This window comes from Psychrobacter sp. HII-4, assembly GCF_904846595.1.
GTDB classification, from domain to species: domain Bacteria; phylum Pseudomonadota; class Gammaproteobacteria; order Pseudomonadales; family Moraxellaceae; genus Psychrobacter; species Psychrobacter celer.
This window is the reverse complement of the sequence record NZ_CAJHBJ010000041.1, coordinates 1-16,520: the sequence shown is the minus strand read 5'-3', so window position 1 is coordinate 16,520 and position 16,520 is coordinate 1. Positions and strand designations below refer to the sequence as shown.

At 45.2% G+C, this 16,520-nt stretch carries 15 protein-coding genes and 2 pseudogenes; 7 read left to right on the top strand and 10 right to left on the bottom strand.

Translation table 11 applies throughout. The annotated features are described in order from the left end of the window. Window positions 1-91: 91 nt before the first annotated feature. Both JMX98_RS12340 and JMX98_RS12335 read right to left on the bottom strand, forming a co-directional pair. A pseudogene (locus tag JMX98_RS12340) lies at window positions 92-453 on the bottom strand (integrase core domain-containing protein); the annotation flags it as partial. A 21-nt stretch (window positions 454-474) separates the two neighbouring features. After that, window positions 475-1,365, bottom strand: a complete 891-nt coding sequence (locus JMX98_RS12335) for a LysR substrate-binding domain-containing protein (protein ID WP_201586979.1) — start codon at window positions 1,363-1,365, stop codon at window positions 475-477. 147 nt (window positions 1,366-1,512) lie between these two features. Here JMX98_RS12335 and JMX98_RS12330 point away from each other — a divergent pair, with 147 nt between their 5' ends. Further along, window positions 1,513-2,376, top strand: coding sequence for a DMT family transporter (locus JMX98_RS12330; protein ID WP_201586977.1), 864 nt, complete (start codon window positions 1,513-1,515; stop codon window positions 2,374-2,376). Window positions 2,377-2,562: 186 nt separating this feature from the next. On the opposite strand, the gene JMX98_RS12325 is transcribed toward JMX98_RS12330, so the two are convergent. From JMX98_RS12325 to JMX98_RS12305, 5 genes are all read right to left on the bottom strand, one after another. Continuing rightward, window positions 2,563-2,892, bottom strand: a complete 330-nt coding sequence (locus JMX98_RS12325; protein WP_192995442.1) for a hypothetical protein — start codon at window positions 2,890-2,892, stop codon at window positions 2,563-2,565. Between the two features lie 299 nt (window positions 2,893-3,191). Further along, window positions 3,192-3,563 carry an MliC family protein gene (locus JMX98_RS12320; RefSeq protein WP_198335821.1) on the bottom strand — a complete coding sequence of 124 codons (372 nt, stop codon included), beginning with the start codon at window positions 3,561-3,563 and terminating at the stop codon, window positions 3,192-3,194. Window positions 3,564-3,739: 176 nt separating this feature from the next. Further along, window positions 3,740-4,657: a DMT family transporter gene (locus JMX98_RS12315; RefSeq protein ID WP_201586976.1), complete on the bottom strand. Its 918-nt coding sequence runs from the start codon at window positions 4,655-4,657 to the stop codon at window positions 3,740-3,742. An 80-nt stretch (window positions 4,658-4,737) separates the two neighbouring features. Next, a complete protein-coding gene (creD, locus tag JMX98_RS12310) occupies window positions 4,738-6,300 on the bottom strand; it encodes a cell envelope integrity protein CreD (RefSeq protein ID WP_201586975.1) in 1,563 nt (520 codons plus the stop codon). A gap of 221 nt (window positions 6,301-6,521) precedes the next feature. Beyond that, window positions 6,522-7,001: a hypothetical protein gene (locus JMX98_RS12305; RefSeq protein ID WP_265089386.1), complete on the bottom strand. Its 480-nt coding sequence runs from the start codon at window positions 6,999-7,001 to the stop codon at window positions 6,522-6,524. 76 nt (window positions 7,002-7,077) lie between these two features. Here JMX98_RS12305 and JMX98_RS12300 point away from each other — a divergent pair, with 76 nt between their 5' ends. Next, window positions 7,078-7,761: a DUF421 domain-containing protein gene (locus JMX98_RS12300; RefSeq protein ID WP_201586974.1), complete on the top strand. Its 684-nt coding sequence runs from the start codon at window positions 7,078-7,080 to the stop codon at window positions 7,759-7,761. 44 nt (window positions 7,762-7,805) lie between these two features. Here JMX98_RS12300 and JMX98_RS12295 read toward each other — a convergent pair whose 3' ends face one another. Next, on the bottom strand, window positions 7,806-8,405 hold the full coding sequence (locus JMX98_RS12295) for an AAA family ATPase (protein ID WP_201586973.1): 600 nt from the start codon (window positions 8,403-8,405) through the stop codon (window positions 7,806-7,808). Then, window positions 8,356-9,099, bottom strand: coding sequence for a nicotinamide riboside transporter PnuC (gene pnuC, locus JMX98_RS12290; protein ID WP_201586972.1), 744 nt, complete (start codon window positions 9,097-9,099; stop codon window positions 8,356-8,358). Before pnuC ends, JMX98_RS12295 begins: the two co-directional genes overlap by 50 nt. Window positions 9,100-9,386: 287 nt before the next feature. Here pnuC and JMX98_RS12285 point away from each other — a divergent pair, with 287 nt between their 5' ends. The 5 genes and pseudogenes from JMX98_RS12285 to dnaX all read left to right on the top strand — a co-directional run. Further along, window positions 9,387-10,532: a beta-ketoacyl-ACP synthase III gene (locus tag JMX98_RS12285; protein WP_201586971.1), complete on the top strand. Its 1,146-nt coding sequence runs from the start codon at window positions 9,387-9,389 to the stop codon at window positions 10,530-10,532. 267 nt (window positions 10,533-10,799) lie between these two features. Further along, window positions 10,800-11,891 (top strand): peptide chain release factor 1, encoded by a 1,092-nt coding sequence (prfA, locus tag JMX98_RS12280; protein ID WP_105245729.1) that lies wholly within the window; start codon window positions 10,800-10,802, stop codon window positions 11,889-11,891. 113 nt (window positions 11,892-12,004) lie between these two features. After that, window positions 12,005-13,543, top strand: coding sequence for a lysine--tRNA ligase (gene lysS / locus JMX98_RS12275; RefSeq protein WP_201586969.1), 1,539 nt, complete (start codon window positions 12,005-12,007; stop codon window positions 13,541-13,543). A gap of 183 nt (window positions 13,544-13,726) precedes the next feature. Next, window positions 13,727-14,986 (top strand): hypothetical protein, encoded by a 1,260-nt coding sequence (locus JMX98_RS12270; RefSeq protein ID WP_201586967.1) that lies wholly within the window; start codon window positions 13,727-13,729, stop codon window positions 14,984-14,986. A 69-nt stretch (window positions 14,987-15,055) separates the two neighbouring features. Next, a pseudogene (gene dnaX / locus JMX98_RS12265) lies at window positions 15,056-16,219 on the top strand (DNA polymerase III subunit gamma/tau); the annotation flags it as partial. Window positions 16,220-16,317: 98 nt separating this feature from the next. On the opposite strand, the gene JMX98_RS14335 reads toward dnaX, so the two are convergent. Continuing rightward, window positions 16,318-16,389, bottom strand: a complete 72-nt coding sequence (locus tag JMX98_RS14335; protein ID WP_413786556.1) for a hypothetical protein — start codon at window positions 16,387-16,389, stop codon at window positions 16,318-16,320. Window positions 16,390-16,520 lie beyond the last annotated feature (131 nt).

Sequence of the window (16,520 nt, the reverse complement as noted above, 5' to 3'; positions counted from 1 at the left end):
CGTCAAGGTGGTCAATGCCGATTCGAAACTGGACGGCGGCGCTCAATCGCTTTATGATTATGTTCGATGACCGTATCAGCAGACATTTAATCTAAATCGCAGTTACACAGAATTCGGGATGGTCTCTTATATACCGCTTTTTAAACTCAAAAGGCGACACATAGCCAATCGCACTATGTATCTTTTTTTATTAAACCAGTCCACCCACTCAAGAGTTGCTAGTTCAACATCGTTCACACCAGTCCAGTTCTGCTTTAAATAATGAATCACCTCAGACTTATACAGTCCATTGACCGTTTCAGCCAACGCATTGTCGTATGAGTCACCTGTGGTACCAACAGATGCAATGACGCCAGAATCCGTCATCCTAGAGGTATAGAGAATGGATAAGTACTGAACGCCGCGATCACTGTGATGAATCACATCTTTGGGATGGTTTCTATCTGCTATTGCTTATCTAGGACAGCCCCTTTTTTAATTACATTGGGATTCCAGCCATTCGCTTAATTTAATAATATCATCCTGATTATTCCTTAATTCCTTACAAACGAAGTAAAAGTTATCCCCTGTTAGAAATTCATGCATTGGAACTCTAACGATATTTTGTTTATAAGCATCATCCTGCATCATATAATTATTGGTAAGAGTAATACCCAGATTGTACCGTGCGGCTTCTATCGCTAATAGTACATGACTAAAATGATTTATCTTTATATCGCTTGGTAATTCAAATCCGCCTGCCTTACACCATCGCAGCCAATCCTCCGCTGTATTCTCGCTCGTATCTGCATATCTCACAGACAATATTGGATGCCGCCACAATGCGTCAGGAAGGGGTTTATCTCTTATTTTCTCCCAAAGCTTTTGACCACAAACAGGATATAAAGTTTCAGTAAATAAAAACTTACTGATGAAAGCATGTGGAGGAGGATCGACGGTGATATAACAATCGGCCCTTTGCTCATTATAATCAGAGGGATGATTAACCATGTCTAAAGTAAGTTCTATTTCTGGATACTGTCTATAGAAGTCTTCTAGTCGAGGAATCAACCAATTCACTGCGACTGAACTGTACAGAGCTAAGCGTATATGCCCAGGTTTTCCATGTTTAATAATCTGACTACTATCTGAAAGAAGACCCAATGCGCGACTCACATCTGTGAAATAACGCTCACCAACCTCTGTCAATGAAAAGGTCCGGCCTTGCCTGTAAAACATTACTTCCCCAAGATACTCCTCAAGGATGCGTATTTGGTGACTGACTGCACTTTGTGTCACATTGAGGCTTTGTGCTGCTTTTGAAAAGCTGTTAAGCCGTGCAACGGACTCGAAGCACTGTATTGCACGCAGCGGTGGTAAATCCATTATTACCTCAGTTAATACTAAATATGTTTTATATCATTATACATCATACTCTTACTTGAATATACTGCCTGACAGATCGTTAAATCAGCATGAACCCATTGGGGTTTTAACAGTTTCTGAATTTAGAGTAGGGTGAGGAGGCTAAGAATGCCAAAGATGAGTGTTGCATTTGCCATGACGCTATTGGTACTAGGAAATATCATTGCGGTCTTCTCAGACGCCTTGATAAAGGCCTTGCCCTCTGAGACGGCGGTATATCAATTTATCCTGTTTCGTCAATGCACAGCGGTTTTAATGCTGTTGCCATTTTCCTTAATTAATAAAAAGAACAAGTTATTCAGTGATATAAAATGGCACTTTGTTCGTAGTCACGTGTGGTTATTGGGTGTGATATTCATGGTACTGTCTCTTCAAGCACTGCCTCTTGCGACTGCGAATGCTATTTTTTATGCCGCCCCTTTATTTGTATTACCACTGGGTTTTTTATTTTATAAAGACAGATTAAACTTTCCGACTATCGCAGCCTCTATGTTAGGTTTTGCTGGTATCCTCGTTATTGTACAACCGAAACAGATCAATTTAGGGGCGGTGTTTGCCCTTATAGTGGCGGTAACCATGGCGCTAAACAATCTGTTAGTTCGTAAACTTCCACAACATCATACTGTCTATCAAACGCTACTTTTGACCAATTTATTAGGAATTCCATTCGCGCTTGGTTTGGCTATTTGGGAAGGACAGCCATTTGATTGGCGCTCATTGATTGCGGCCGCCAATTCAAATATATTCATTTTGATTTATGCAGGTATATGCGTACAGGTGTATCGACACATTGAAGCGTACAAAGTCTCTAGTGCGGAATACTCAGGTTTAATAGGAGCGGTGGGGGTTGGAATCATATGGTTTAATGAAGTACCAAATATGACTTTGTTAGTAGGGTCTGCGCTGATTATCCTACCTTTGATATGGCTAGCTACTCTCGAATCTATGAGGTTTAGACAAAAAACTGGGTAGGATAATAGCTTTTAAAACCTAATCAAGCTGATGTGCCATAAAAAATAATATGAATATTTATTACACTATGCATAATTGAACAAAAATTTTTGGTTATCATTTATCTCGAGAGGTAAAGCTTGAGGGTTTAGCGATGCAAGGTGATGGGTAGGTCGACATAACGGACATCCCCGTCACTACGCTTGGCTAATGACCGATATTCTCTGTCAGTACGCCCATACTATGCAAAATAAAGGCAATGACTGCGAGTGCTACGATAAATGGGGTAAATATCCAGATCAAGATATTGATCAGCAATGAAGGTAACAAACCATTAAACAGCTCAGTGTTTGGGGCAAAAAAATTCATCATCGCATCGACGGCCCGTTTGGCAATGGGAAAAAGTACGGTACTCAGGGCCAGTATATAGACATATTTGCTAAAACTGGGGTCACTTAGCAGCACCATAAAGTAAAAGCCGACAAAAAAAGCAACGCCCAATGCCCAGCATTTGATAGTGTAGCTTAGATGAATCATAGCAGCCTCCCATATATTCTGATGAATACGTAACAGACGCATCGCAATACATTCATTAATTAGAATATATAATATGTTATATATCGAATATATAAGAGAAGTCAATCATTTTTTATCAAAAAGCACCGTAAAGCCACGTCTTTTTAGGGCGTGGATGTCAGGTATCAGTCATTGTCTCCCAACATTGGGATTGTCTTGATTGCGGTTGGTACAATAAAAAAGAGCCAGTAGCTTCACTACTGACTCTCATCATTCATAAGTGTAAAAACACTGGTCGATACATTATTTATAGTCAATAACTATAGTTGGCAGTTTACTTGATACTGTTGACCATTGTCTGAGGTGATGGTCATAATGCCAAAGTCTGCTTTGGTATGCCAGTCATAGGTGGTCTTTGGGTTTACATTGTTTACATAACGTACGCCAGAGCCTGATACTGCTTGCTCTAGCGTGATTTTCGCGTCTTGTAGACCTACTTTTGGCAAGGTGACGTTTAGATTGGCCGCTTGACCATCCGCTGCATAGGCGGCAGTAATCATGCCGTCGTCTTCACAGGTAAATGACTGAACGACTGGTTTGGCAGCAGTGGTTGGGGCAGTGGTGGTCGGAGCGTTGGTTGCACAAGCGGCTAACAAAACGGTAAAAGGAGCAACAGCAAGTAATTTTTTCATAAACGATATTCCTCAAGTTGGTAAGTGAATTTGAGTTGTTATACTGAGCAATATGATACATGCTCGAATGTAATTTCGTGTTATGGTTAGAGTTTACTAAGGTAATTATTTCTGTCTTTTTCGTGATTTGCTAAGTCCTGATCGGTTAAGTGATTGAGCGATATTTGGTTTTTTGTTTACACTGTTTTTTTGTTTAAGATAAACACCAGTACCGCCCCTAAGATGACTATACTTGCGATAATAAAGCGTAAGCTCAGAGTTTCTGACAAAAACAAAACACCTCCTAGTGCTGCAATTATCGGTACACAAAGCTGCACCACTGCCGCTTGAGTATTTTTTAACAAGGGCATAGCCACATACCACATACAGTAGCCGAGGCCAGAAGTAATCGCGCCTGATATTACTGCTAGCACCACGCCTTGCATACTTATCCCAACCCAATGGCTGATAGCGACTATCAACAAAAAAGGGATAGCGATTAGGCTTCTGATAAAATTAAACCCCGTAGCTCGTAGCGGCGAGAGACAAGCTTTGCCGCGTATACTATAGATGCCCCAAGCTATACCGCTAAGTGCCATAGTCAGAGCGCCTGTAAAAGAAGGTATGGCTGCTGAAGGGAGCATCAAATAGACAAAGCCAATCAGCGCGCAAGCTAGCGCAAGCCACTGCAGTACAGTTAATTGCTCCTTTTGGTAAATACCCCAACCTATCATCGTCAGTTGCACAGCAGCAAATAATATGAGCGCCCCAGTGCCGGTATCTAGATCCACATAAGCAAGCGAAAAACAAAGCGCGTAGACCACTAAACTGACACTACTAAGCCAGCTGCCTTTATCTTCTAAAATAGCAGCAACAGCAGCGTTATTATTGTCAGTGTTAGAGTCGCTGTTAAAAGAAGTCGCGGTTTGTGTCTGATGTTTTAGACGATGAGTATGAATGATTATGATAATACCTAAACAAATAGCGCCGCTCAGTAGCCGCAAAATCGTAAAGTTCCAAGGATCGATAGCCCCTTCCATCAATGCCATTCGGCATAGTAGAGAATTGGCGGCAAAGGCGAGCAGAGTAATGATAGTATAAACAGCGGCTTTCAAAACAATCCCTTATCACTCAATTTTGGCGCTTATCAAGCGCCAAATGTTTAGCTAGTATTAACTTGTGATTACGCGACTTATCACGCAACTTTGTACCAGTCAATTTTACGGGTCATGATCATGACGCAGGCGAGTAGTATAAAGCAGAAGACCGCACCTAACAGTAAATTTAGATCTTCAGTGGTGAGAATGCCATAAAAGGCGGCGTAGAGACCGGCTAAGATAGCGGTAAAGATAACCGCTCGCCTGACGCCGCCGAGCACATAATAAGTGTACCAACCGATCAGCCCAACGCAGCTACTACCTGCAATAGCATAAGCTTGCCAAAAAGCGATTTGCTCAGCTAATGGCAGTAATAACACATAAAACGTCAATAGCGCGCAGCCTACTAACAAATACTGAATCGGATGGATGCGACTCGATTTAATCACTTCAAATAAAAAGAAAGTGCCAAATGAGATCAAAATTAATAGTAGAGCGTATTTCATGGTACGTTCTGTTTGCAAATAAACATCGTTAGGTTCTGCGAAACTGACCCCAAAGCTATTAAGACGCACGCTATTTAGGTTGCCGTGATTGGTGCTACCTATGCTACCGGCAGCTTCTTGTACGACGACTGCTGCCGCCTCATAATCAGCATGATTGCCATTGTTTAAGCGCGCTCTGCTATCAACGGTGCAGCTATTGTTTGCCGTGCTCAAGCACTGCGATAAATATTGATTATTAGCCACAGTCAGGTACTGGTTTTGCCAGTTAGCAGTAAATCCCTCAGCACTAAAGTCTTTAGTATTCGGCAAAGCTTTACCTATAAAGTTTGGTGCATGCCAGTTGCTTTGCATACTCAGCTCAAAGTTTGAGCCGGTAGGGACTGTGTTTAGGTTACTAATACCGGAAAGCGGTAAATCAATAGTAATATCAATAGCTTGGTTGGCGTTAATATTACTATTTGCGGTATGAGGCAAAGCCGTAGCATTGGCTTTTAATTGCGTTACGGTGTTTTGTGGTAAGGCGACTTCTACGTAGCTTAAGCCGTTGAGCATAGACACGCTTGGATAAGTGGCTTTTAGAGTTTGCTTGTCTATTGTGACAGTAGGCAATGTGGGCACGCCGCGTAAGTCTGATACCGGAATAATGAGCTTAGCTTGCTCCCAGTGCGTGATTGTCTGCTTTGCCATTGTTATAGTGTCACGCACTGCAATAGTATCCGGCATATCGGTTTGCACATCGGCAGTCTCAATAGACTCTATAGCTGTCTGCGGCTTATAGCTTTGCTTAAAACTGATATCGCCATTATAGCTAGTCGCGTGATAGATGCCGCGCTGATAAGTGTCAGTACTGACGTCAAGGTTTTGAGTCGCCAAGCTTTGCGCCGCAAAAACTGTATCTATGGTTGTAAAGGGCGGCGCACATTTATTGGCTTTATTAGCAGCGCTTGTACATTCTGGTGTCGTGGTGACGGGAATGGCGATAAAAGGGGTAATAATCTCTTGTGGGTTGACATGCTGATCGGCGATTTCGCGAACCACGGAGTCAGCATAGTACTGTCTTTCAGTAATAACGTTACTAAACATCGTCAGACCAATGGCAAAGAGCACACAAAGGCTAGCGATGACAGTGAGTTTTATAAATAAGGTTTTTTGCATGCGAGCGTCCTCAAGCTGATGATTTGACTAGCGACTCAGATAACAAGTCCGTAAAGTTAAATAACAGCGTAGAGGAGCCATGCTAAAAAGCGGTGCAAGAAAGATGGAAAAATTATGAAAATGAATGGAGGCACTGGTATTGGCAGGTTTTGACGTTATTTTAATAGCTATCTTTGATAAATAGCCTAAGCAAAATTAGCTTAATTCTTGCAACCATACTGCTACTTGCCGTACTCGCGATATTCTATCGCCACCGATACGCCGAAACCCTTTGCCATAGTCATTAAGCTCATCCTCAAACCGTGCACTAATAGCCTTACGCTCGAAAGGACTATCACGTAGATCGTCAGCTGTACTGCCGAAAACAAAATCAGCGCGCCTGTGCCTGTATCTAATGCTGTATATGCAATCGAAAAACACAGCGCATAAACCACCAGACTGATGCTACTTATCCAGCTACCTTTATCTTGTAAAATAGCGTCATCAGTCGCGGTATTTAGATGTAGGTTTTTTTGATGTGGTTTTTGCTGATGCAGCCAGTAGGTGTGCACCGACATCACCACCGCCAAGCTCATCGCGGCACTCAGCAGGCGAAGGGTGGTGCAAGCATCGATATAGCCCTCCGCCAGCGCCATCCTACAAAATAAAGAGTTTGCGGCAAATGCAATTAACGCGACTATGGTATAAAAGGTGGATTTCAAAAATAATTCCTACAGTGATTGACACAAGTTTTGCATAAAATAGAGCATTATTAAAAATAACAACAAGGAACCATTTATGGATTGGGCGAGCATTTTTATTTATGATACTACGTGGGCATTTGCCCTAGAGATATTGGTACGTGTGACTGTGATGTTTGTACTGATTATTACGTTCTTGCGCTTTACGGGTAAGCGCGGCGTCCGTCAGTTATCTATATTTGAGCTGACTATCATTTTGTCATTAGGCTCTATCGCTGGCGATCCGATGTTTACTGAGGATTTACCGATCATCCAAGCGGTGCTGATTATGAGTACCGTCATCTTGCTGTATCGCTTGTGTACGTGGGCGATGATGAAGTTTCAGCCGTTTGAAAATTTGCTAGAAGGAAAATCGCTGTATATCGTAGAAGATGGGATGCTGGTGCTCGACAAAATCAAAAAAGGCAAGATGTCGCACGATGAGTTTTTTGCTGAGATGCGTCAGCAGGGCGTGGAGCATCTAGGGCAAGTGCGTACCGGCCTGCTAGAAACCGATGGCAATTTTAGCGTCTTATTATACCCACCTGAGCAAACAGGCTACGGTATGCCGCTTTTTCCTAAACAGTATCAGCCAGTGGAGCAGGTAGAGTCAGGCGTGCATTATGCTTGCATGTACTGCGGTTATATCGAGCATATCACAAGCCCTAATCAAGTATGCTCGCGCTGTCAGAATAACTGCAAAAACTGGGCAAAAGCGCTCAATAGCCAGATTGTCAGATAAGCCATACCAGTCACTGTTTTTATTAAAATAGCCTAAGCAAGAATTTACACACAATCAAAATTGTTTAACCACTCTGCTACCTGCATAACACGAGTCTGCCTATCACCACCAATACGTCTAAATGACTTGTGATGAACACTAAGCTGATCCGCAAAGTAGCGGCTAATCTCATCACGCTCATGCGGCGCATCACGCAAGTCATCGGCGACCCACGGCGTATCGACCTCAGTCAGTAGTATCAGGTCATAATGATGCGCCAATGCCGCCTGAGTCAGGGCAAGAGGACAGTCGCCATAGTACCAGTTTGAATAAACCATCAGCTCAAACAAGCTGGTATCACAGAATACATAACGCTGGCCAGCAGGTAGCTGTGCCGCTTGCATTGCGCGTTTGTTTTCTAACTCAATCTGACCTTGCGCGATAGGCAATAAATCCTCCCACGTACAGGTCAGCTGCTCGTTATCCCATTTGGCTTGTAGGTAAGTGCGCATATACTCTGGCACCCAAGGACTGGCAAAATGCGCCGCCAGATCTTGGCACAACGTGGTCTTGCCAGTGCTTTCAGCGCCCAATACTGCGACATTGACGACGGATTTAGGCGTATGCTGTTTGAGGTTGTTTGCGATAGCGTTGTTGCCATTCATAATAAGCCCAGATTGCGATCAGAGTGAAGACTACGTATTGTAGTGCAGTAAAGGTGAGACCTTTATAAAAGTATAGCGGTACGGAGATGGCATCGGCGACGATCCACAATAGCCAGTGCTCAATTTTGCGTCGTGCCATCAGCCACATCGCCATCAAAAACAGCGCCGTGGTTAGCATATCGGTGTAGTCGACCCACGTAAATAACTGCAGTCCCAGCACGGTACCCTCAAAGCTAAAGCCATTGTTTATCACGGGGCGGAAGTAATACACCAGTGCCACAAAGGCCATGGTGGCCGCGGCCAGACTCGCTAGTATGGGTAAATCTTTTGCGCTTAGCCGCTCAACTTGGATGGCGCTGTCAGCCTCCTTGAGCGCGCGGTCTTGCTGGCTGGTAGGGTTGATATGGTCTGAAACGGTGTTTTTCGCTTTGTTTTTTGACCAATTAATCCAGCCATATAGGCTCATTACGGTATAATAGGCATTGATAAACATATCGCCAAACAGCTGCCACTTCCATAGGAGGTAGACAAATATGGCGGTGCTAATCAGGCCGATGGGGAAAACAAGGATGTTGGTTTTGCTGGCGAGCATGACGCTGGCTACGCCAAATACCACCGCAATCAACTCTAAAGTAATAAATAAGGCGGAGTAGTCAGCGTATTGTCCAAACAACCAGTTAAAAATCTCTACCATTAATATTCCTAAATATAAACGCTTTGACTGTTTGCGAGCGCTCAATAGTCGCATATCACGCCCTGAGCCTCGTAATTATAGCGTAGATGCCCACAAATAAAGGCCGTCTTTGCTTATTTTTCGTCACAAATGCATTATTTGTAACAAAGTATTAGAAAAATAATAATATTCAGGCATAATAAAGGCTCTGATTTTAAGTTTACATTTATTCACCGAAAGCAAAACATCCTTATTTTTTCACTTTTACGCTTATCCAAGCACTACCGCAGTAGACAAGGAAGCTTATTATGACGACTTGTATCACGGGCACCGGCCTATACGTTCCTCCTTATAGCATCAGCAATGAAGAGCTGGTGGCTTCATTTAACCAGTATGTCGAAAACTACAACAATGAGCATGCCGACGAGATCGCAGCAGAGACTGTGACCGCACTGCAGCCTTCATCAGCTGCATTTATCGAAAAAGTATCTGGCATCAAATCACGCTATGTCATGGAAAAAGACGGGATCTTAGATCCTGAAATCATGGCACCTGTGATTCCTTATCGCCAGCTTGGAGAAGAGCTATCAGTCATGGCTGAGATGGGCGCCGCCGCACTAAAAGACGCTTTAGCGGATGCAGGGCTGGAGGCTAACGATTTGGACGGTATCATTCTTGCTTGTTCAAACTTTCAGCGTACGTATCCGGCAGTCGCCATTGAGATTCAGAACGAAATCGGCATGGTAGGCGGTTTTGCTTATGATATGAACGTTGCTTGTAGTGCCGCGACGTTTGGGTTATCGCAAGCCCACGGCTCTATCATCTCAGGTCTGGCCAAACGCGTAGCTGTGGTCAACGTCGAGATTACCTCAGCGCATTTAAACTGGCGCAACCGTGATAGTCATTTTATCTTTGGTGATGTGGCGACGGCTTCTATCGTCGAAGAGCTAGAGACGCCTAAAGGTTATGAGATTATCAACTCAAAACTGTTTACTCAGTTTTCAACCAACATCAAAAACGAATACGGTTTTATGGATCGCTCCGAGTTTTTGGCGGCGCAGACTGAGATGTATCCTGATATCAAAGAGCCGGTCACGGATAAGCTGTTTTTACAAAACGGTCGCAAAGTGTTCCGTGAGGTCTGTCCGAAAGTGTCGGAGATTATCACCGAGCATCTAACAGAAAACGAGCTATCAGCGGATGATGTGAAGATGATGTGGCTGCACCAAGCCAATGCCAATATGCTAGATCTTATCTTGCGCACGGTCGTGGGGCGTGATGCGGACAAAGCCATCGTGCCAAGCGTCATCGATGAGTTTGCCAATACCAGCTCAGCCAGTCCGATGATTGTCTTCCATCGCTACAAAGACAAGCTGGCATCAGGTGATTTGGGTGTCATCTGCTCATTTGGCGCAGGTTACTCGATCGGCTCGGTGCTGGTGCGCAAGGTATAAACGACAGCGATACCGCTAGCACGGCGGCTGATAGTTACTGTTACCTGTTGTTCACTACCGACAACAACAAATAGCTAAGAGCAATCTTGGCTATTTTTTTATGTCAGTAGGATATGGTATCAAGCTATTGATTTCTATCACTTCTGCTCGGCCGCACAGGCGGTAATTTATGAGTATAATAGGCAGATTGCTGACAGGTTTTAATTTAAATGGAAAAATTTGCTATAATCACTCTCTTATTCCCCTCATTTGATTAAAAGTCCTTTTATGAAAGAATCCTTACGCCTGCGTTTAGACCAGATGGTAGACCGTTATGAAGAGGTCACCGCCTTATTATCCGATCCTAGTGTCATCAGTGACAATAATAAATTTCGTGAGCTGTCTGTTGAGCATAGTGACTTGATGGACATCACCACGTTATGGCAGAACTATGGGCGTGCAGAAACCGATCAAGCAGATGCTGAGGCGATGCTGGCTGACGCCACTGATCCTGACATGAAAGAGATGCTGATCGATGAGATCGACAGTGCTCGTGAAACCATCGCTGAGATGGAAGAAGCGCTCAACGTCATGATGCTGCCCAAAGACCCGAATGATAAGGTGCCAGCGTTTTTGGAGATTCGCGCTGGGACGGGCGGCGATGAAGCGGCGATTTTCTCTGGTGACTTGTTCCGTATGTACCAAAAGTATGCACAAAACCAAGGCTGGACTGTTGAGGTGCTATCGGCAAATGAGGGCGAGCACGGTGGCTACAAAGAAATCATCACCCGTGTCTCAGGCACCGGCGTCTATGGACGCTTAAAGTTTGAGTCAGGTGCGCATCGTGTCCAGCGTGTACCAGAAACAGAAAGTCAAGGCCGTGTCCACACCTCTGCGTGTACGGTGGCTGTCATGCCAGAAGTTGAGATTGATGATACAGTAGAGCTCAATCCTGCTGATATCAAGATGGATACGTATCGCTCAAGTGGCGCAGGTGGTCAGCACGTCAACACCACCGACTCAGCGGTGCGCTTGACGCACATACCGACAGGCGTGGTGGCAGAGTGTCAGCAAGAGCGTAGCCAGCACAAAAACCGCGCAAAAGCGATGCAAATGCTGATATCACGCATTCAGCAGGCCAAAGTACAAGCGCAGGTCGATACCGCAGATGAGATGCGTCGTGACCTCGTCGGTAGCGGCGATCGTAGTGAGCGTATCCGCACCTATAACTTCCCGCAAGGGCGTATGACCGACCACCGCATCAACCTAACTCTCTATAAGCTCGATTCAATCATGGAAGGCGATTTAGATGAGCTGCTTGATGCGCTACTGCGTGAGCACCAAGCAGACTTGATGGCCAGTATCGGTGGCGGCGATTAATAGCCGCGCGTCGCAAAGATAGATAAGTACCATCTAAACGGGCAGTGTTCTTAGCTGCTCTACTATTATTTTTATGTTTTTTATTTCATTACCTAATCATTTTGAGAAGTATTATGTCAAAGCACAATAATCAAAACCAAGAGAAAGCGCCCACATTAGAAGAATCCAATGAGCTGATTGCCCAACTGCAAGCCAAGCTAGACGCTATCACAGAGTCGGGCAAGCCGGCGTATCCAAACACCTTTAAACGCACAGATTACGCCAAAGATTTGCAAACCGCCTTTGAAGGTATCTCAAAACAAGAAATCGAAGACAACGTCGCAAAAGGCGAAAAAACTCAGGTCAACGTGGCAGGACGCGTCATGTTGAACCGCGGCGCGTTTATTGTCATTCAAGATATGACGGGTCGTATTCAGCTATATGTCGCTCGTAAAGAGCTGGATCCAGAAACACTTGCCACCATCAAATCATTGGATTTGGGTGATATCGTTGGGGTGTCAGGCTATATCGGACGCTCGGGTAAAGGCGACTTATACGTCCATATCGAAGAGTTCACGTTATTGACCAAGTCGCTACGCCCGATGCCAAACAAATTCCATGGCCTCGCCGATGTAGAGGCGCGCTATCGCAATCGCCATCTTGACTTGATGACCAATGAGACCACACGCGATACCTTTATGGTTCGCAGTCAAGTGATCAGTGGTATTCGCAAGTTTATGCTGGGTGAGCGTTTTATGGAAGTAGAAACGCCGATGATGCATCCCATTCCAGGTGGCGCAGTGGCACGTCCATTTGTGACCCATCATAACGCGCTAGATATGCCGTTATATTTACGCATTGCTCCTGAGCTTTATCTAAAGCGCTTAGTGGTCGGTGGTTTTGAGAAAGTGTTTGAGATCAACCGCAGCTTCCGTAATGAAGGGGTATCGACCCGTCATAACCCTGAATTCACCATGATTGAGTTTTATCAAGCCTATGCTGATTATCATGATTTGATGGATTTGACCGAGCGTTTATTTAACGAATTGGCAATGGATATCTTGGGTACCACAGAGCTTACTTACCAAGGAGAAGCCATCAGCCTAAAAGCGCCATTTGTGCGTCTGTCTATGTCTGATGCGATTGCCAAATACGCCGAAAACTTCGACATGTCACGTATCAATGATCGTGACTATCTGGCAGAGTATGTATCAACAACGCTCAAGCAACCAGTAAAAGACGTGTTTGGTGTGGGTAAACTACAAACCATTATCTTTGAAGAAACGGCCGAGCATCAGCTGCGCCAGCCAACCTTTATCACTGAGTACCCAGCTGAGACTTCACCGCTGGCGCGCCGCAGCGATGACAATCCAGAAATCACCGATCGCTTTGAGCTGTTCATCGGTGGCCGCGAATTGGCCAATGGCTTTAGTGAGCTTAACGACCCAGCAGACCAAGCAGAGCGTTTTCACGGTCAGGTCGCCGAAAAAGACGCGGGCGACGACGAAGCCATGCATTTCGATGAAGAATACATCGAAGCCTTGTCTTATGGCTTGCCACCGACTGCCGGTGAGGGTATTGGTATCGACCGTTTGGTGATGCTGTTTACAGATTCGGCGAGTATTCGTGATGTGATCTTGTTTCCGCACATGCGTCGCAAGCTAGAAAGCTAGAAAGCTAGAAAGCTTAATATATGCTGTGCGCTTAGCGGCCAAAAAACAAGCGAAAAGGGCTTTGCTTGCCATCAATCTGTGCTGAGACTAAACTAAACATAAGCAGGTTTTTCTGCTTTTGTAATTTTTTCTACTTTTAAGGAATAGGCTCAGAATTTTAGAGCGCACATTTATAGGGATATTATGGATACTCAGCAAGCTGCCTCTTCAATTTGGCAACAGATGGTTCAGCAAAGCTTTTTGTCGCTGTATGAAACTGCAAACGATGACACACTTACCTCTGATCAGTTTCAGGGGTATGATTTTGTCTTTGAGTTCTCTGACGCGCGTATTTATCTGCTGGTCAATGATGTCATGAGGCAAGTAAGTCAGCATGACATCGATAGCAGCCAAGTTCGCGAGTGGCGAAAAGAAGTCGTCAACCAGCTGATCAAGCGTCATGCAGCGCTTTATCAAAAAAACGATAAATCTCTGACAAATAGCGATGTGCAGAGGGATAAAGCCGTGTACTTCATCGGTCTGACGTCGCTTGCAGTCCAGCACCATGCTGGCCGTGCAGAGGCACCGACTTATGCAATTGGCTACGAGTACGGCAGTCAGTTTTTTGCTGAAGACTGCGTGCTAGATTTAGATGATGAGCAAAGCGTCCTGCAGGTTTTTAGTTATCAAAACTTTATCGATATCTTGCGGCAACTGGTGACGCCAAGTGATTTGACCGCCTTTTTAGACTTTCATCGTCGTCAGTTGACGAGTTTTGAATCCTTTCAAGATGAGTCAACGCTGCTGGCGGAGTTTTTGCAGTCGCCAGATTTTCATCAAAGAGCCATCGCTGTACAAGAGCAATTGGTTAAGTATGAGCTGATTGACCAGATTGAGCCGCGCTTACTTAAGGCCACAGAGCCTGGGCAGATGGCTTTTGCAGCGGCTCTAATGGCAGAGATCCAAAAAAACACAGGTATGTGGTATAAGCTGTTTAATGATCTGATCAAAGATGCTTATGAGGCGCAGCGCCCGCTACCAAAAGCACAGGTCGATATATTGGTTGATGAATCGATGTATACTTATGCGTGTTTGATAGAAAAAATCCTCGCTTATAGAACCATGGATCAAGACTCACGCTGGAATGGCTATGTCCGCCACGAGCACTCTTATAGGGTGTTTGGTCGTCATTATCTGATGGTGTTTTATGCCCAAGATCCTCATGGCTCGCTAAGCGCCGAGCAGGTGCGCGGTGCACATCAAGATCTGTTGGCGGAGCTCAATGCACAAATGCAAGCGCCTGTGATGGAGGATTTGTTTTTGATCGGTGTCGAGTTTAGACCCTGCGAGGACAGCGTAAACACTGAGGTACATTTGGATGCGTTTTATCAAAGTGGTGCGCTCATCGATGCAAACACTCAGCGCTTATACCAGCAGCTGGCACAGCTAAAAGCCCAGTTATAAATCAGGCGGGCTGTTGATCGCTGGGCGGATGCGCTATTTATCTTTGTATTATTCAAATTGGCATTTATTATGACGCAGCAATATCAAGTTTTAGCTCGCAAATATCGCCCAAAAAACTTTCATGAGTTGATTGGACAAACGCACGTCTCGCAAGCATTGATTAATGCGATAGATTATAGTCGTCTGCATCACGCCTATCTGTTTACAGGGACGCGCGGGGTGGGTAAGACGACGATTGCGCGTATCTTATCAAAATGTTTGAACTGCGAGACGGGTGTGACGAGCACGCCTTGCGGTGTGTGTGATAACTGTGTGGCCATCGATCAGGGACGTTTTATTGACCTGATTGAGATTGATGCGGCCTCTCGTACCAAAGTCGAAGACACCCGTGAGCTATTGGACAATGTCCCTTATGCGCCAAGCCAAGGGCGCTACAAAGTGTACTTGATTGATGAAGTACACATGCTATCGACCCACAGTTTTAATGCCTTATTAAAAACACTAGAAGAGCCGCCCGAGCACGTCAAGTTTTTGCTGGCGACCACTGATCCACAAAAACTACCGATCACTATCATCTCACGCTGCTTGCAGTTTGTACTGCGTCCCTTGCCGCAGACGCTACTTAGTGAGCATTTGGCAAATATCTTGACCAAAGAGCATGTGGCTTATACCCAGCCTGCACTTTGGCAGTTGGCCAGTGCTGCCAAAGGCTCGGTGCGCGATGCTTTGTCACTGACCGATCAGGCCATCGCTTTTGGTCAAGGTGGGCTTGATGATGCGACTGTCAATGCCATGCTTGGGTTAATTGATTCAGCTGACTTGGTTCGTCTTATCACCGATATCTATAACCATGATAAGCCTGCTGTCGCCGCCCACATTGAGCAGATGCGCACGCAGATGGTCGATGCAACCAGCATGTTTGATGGGCTCGCTGAGCTGTTGCATCAATTGGCTTTGACGCAGTTGTTGCCTCAAGTGGCGCTCAACGTTAATGAAGTACAAGCGCAAAATATTCATACCCTAGCGCAGCATATCAGCCCTGATGTGCTGCAGCTATACTATGAAATCGTTGTGCAAGCGCGTGAAGGGGTCAAGCTTGCCAGTACGCCCATGCAGGCGCTTGAGATGTGTCTACTGCGTCTACTGGCGTTTCGTCCGCTCGCAGCTGATGAGGTGCTGACAGAAACCCCTCCTACGCTGCCGCAGCCGCCTAGTGAGGTGAAAGATTCACCGACAGCTTCTACGGCTGAGTATAATGTTTCAGCAGTACCGCTACCAGATGACGATGTAGATTATCAACATGATCTTAGTCAGCAATTGCCGTCAGCTGCTTATGCTCCTGAACCGATCGTAGAGCCTGAACTGATTACAGAGCCTGAACCGATCGTAGAGCCTGAACTGATTACAGAGCCTGAACTGATTACAGAGCCTGAACTGATTACAGAGCCTGAACCGATTGCAGAGCCTGAACCGATTGCAGAGCCTGAACCAATTGCAGAGCCTGAACCGATTGCAGAGCCTGAACCAATTGCAG

What these genes read in the sequence shown, in the direction of transcription:
- JMX98_RS12335 (WP_201586979.1), bottom strand. Translation starts at nt 1,365, where the DNA reads ATGGATTTACCACCGCTGCGTGCAATACAGTGCTTCGAGTCCGTTGCA.
- JMX98_RS12330 (WP_201586977.1), top strand. Translation starts at nt 1,513, where the DNA reads ATGCCAAAGATGAGTGTTGCATTTGCCATGACGCTATTGGTACTAGGA.
- creD (WP_201586975.1), bottom strand. Translation starts at nt 6,300, where the DNA reads ATGCAAAAAACCTTATTTATAAAACTCACTGTCATCGCTAGCCTTTGT.
- lysS (WP_201586969.1), top strand. Translation starts at nt 12,005, where the DNA reads ATGTCAAAGCACAATAATCAAAACCAAGAGAAAGCGCCCACATTAGAA.
- JMX98_RS12300 (WP_201586974.1), top strand. Translation starts at nt 7,078, where the DNA reads ATGGATTGGGCGAGCATTTTTATTTATGATACTACGTGGGCATTTGCC.
- prfA (WP_105245729.1), top strand. Translation starts at nt 10,800, where the DNA reads ATGAAAGAATCCTTACGCCTGCGTTTAGACCAGATGGTAGACCGTTAT.
- JMX98_RS12320 (WP_198335821.1), bottom strand. Translation starts at nt 3,563, where the DNA reads ATGAAAAAATTACTTGCTGTTGCTCCTTTTACCGTTTTGTTAGCCGCT.
- pnuC (WP_201586972.1), bottom strand. Translation starts at nt 9,099, where the DNA reads ATGGTAGAGATTTTTAACTGGTTGTTTGGACAATACGCTGACTACTCC.
- JMX98_RS12270 (WP_201586967.1), top strand. Translation starts at nt 13,727, where the DNA reads ATGGATACTCAGCAAGCTGCCTCTTCAATTTGGCAACAGATGGTTCAG.
- JMX98_RS12325 (WP_192995442.1), bottom strand. Translation starts at nt 2,892, where the DNA reads ATGATTCATCTAAGCTACACTATCAAATGCTGGGCATTGGGCGTTGCT.
- JMX98_RS12295 (WP_201586973.1), bottom strand. Translation starts at nt 8,405, where the DNA reads ATGAATGGCAACAACGCTATCGCAAACAACCTCAAACAGCATACGCCT.
- JMX98_RS12285 (WP_201586971.1), top strand. Translation starts at nt 9,387, where the DNA reads ATGACGACTTGTATCACGGGCACCGGCCTATACGTTCCTCCTTATAGC.